The sequence below is a fragment of the Undibacterium sp. Di26W genome, from assembly GCF_049340265.1.
Lineage (GTDB): Bacteria > Pseudomonadota > Gammaproteobacteria > Burkholderiales > Burkholderiaceae_D > Undibacterium.
The window spans coordinates 3,284-4,956 of sequence record NZ_JBMPOR010000051.1; the positions used below are offsets into that span (position 1 = coordinate 3,284).

Genomic DNA, 1,673 nt, shown 5'->3' on the forward strand with positions numbered 1-1,673 from the left:
ACACGCTACTCTAGAAAGGAGGTGATCCAGCCGCACCTTCCGATACGGCTACCTTGTTACGACTTCACCCCAGTCACGAACCCTGCCGTGGTAATCGCCCTCCTTGCGGTTAAGCTAACTACTTCTGGCAGAACCCGCTCCCATGGTGTGACGGGCGGTGTGTACAAGACCCGGGAACGTATTCACCGCGACATGCTGATCCGCGATTACTAGCGATTCCAACTTCATGTAGTCGAGTTGCAGACTACAATCCGGACTACGATACACTTTCTGGGATTAGCTCCCCCTCGCGGGTTGGCGGCCCTCTGTATGTACCATTGTATGACGTGTGAAGCCCTACCCATAAGGGCCATGAGGACTTGACGTCATCCCCACCTTCCTCCGGTTTGTCACCGGCAGTCTCATTAGAGTGCCCTTTCGTAGCAACTAATGACAAGGGTTGCGCTCGTTGCGGGACTTAACCCAACATCTCACGACACGAGCTGACGACAGCCATGCAGCACCTGTGTAAAGGTTCTCTTTCGAGCACTCCCAAATCTCTTCAGGATTCCTTCCATGTCAAGGGTAGGTAAGGTTTTTCGCGTTGCATCGAATTAATCCACATCATCCACCGCTTGTGCGGGTCCCCGTCAATTCCTTTGAGTTTTAATCTTGCGACCGTACTCCCCAGGCGGTCTACTTCACGCGTTAGCTGCGTTACCAAGTCAATTAAGACCCGACAACTAGTAGACATCGTTTAGGGCGTGGACTACCAGGGTATCTAATCCTGTTTGCTCCCCACGCTTTCGTGCATGAGCGTCAGTGTTATCCCAGGGGGCTGCCTTCGCCATCGGTATTCCTCCACATATCTACGCATTTCACTGCTACACGTGGAATTCTACCCCCCTCTGACACACTCTAGCCTTACAGTCTCCAATGCAGTTCCCAGGTTGAGCCCGGGGATTTCACATCAGACTTATAAAACCGCCTGCGCACGCTTTACGCCCAGTAATTCCGATTAACGCTTGCACCCTACGTATTACCGCGGCTGCTGGCACGTAGTTAGCCGGTGCTTATTCTTCAGGTACCGTCATTAGCAGTCCGTATTAGGAACCACCGTTTCTTCCCTGACAAAAGAGCTTTACAACCCGAGGGCCTTCTTCACTCACGCGGCATTGCTGGATCAGGGTTGCCCCCATTGTCCAAAATTCCCCACTGCTGCCTCCCGTAGGAGTCTGGACCGTGTCTCAGTTCCAGTGTGGCTGGTCGTTCTCTCAAACCAGCTACTGATCGTCGCCTTGGTAGGCTTTTACCCTACCAACTAGCTAATCAGATATCGGCCACTCCATGAGCATGAGGTCTTGCGAGCCCCCACTTTCCACCTTAGTGCGTATGCGGTATTAGCGTAACTTTCGCTACGTTATCCCCCACTCTAGGGTATGTTCCGATATATTACTCACCCGTTCGCCACTCGCCGCCAGGTTGCCCCGCGCTGCCGTTCGACTTGCATGTGTAAGGCATGCCGCCAGCGTTCAATCTGAGCCAGGATCAAACTCTTCAGTTTAATCTCTGTTTTTCGACAATTTCTTGTCTATGTCACCGTAGTGACATGTCGCTCACTCAAAATACTGACAGTTCAGTTTCTTATTTCTAAAAAACCGTCTTGCTTTATACTTCTTGTGAACACTTGCTAT

At 51.6% G+C, this 1,673-nt stretch carries 1 rRNA gene; it reads right to left on the reverse strand.

What is annotated here, in order from left to right:
* Positions 1-14: 14 nt before the first annotated feature.
* Positions 15-1,543, reverse strand: a 16S ribosomal RNA gene (locus tag ACO0LM_RS28525).
* Positions 1,544-1,673: the final 130 nt, after the last annotated feature.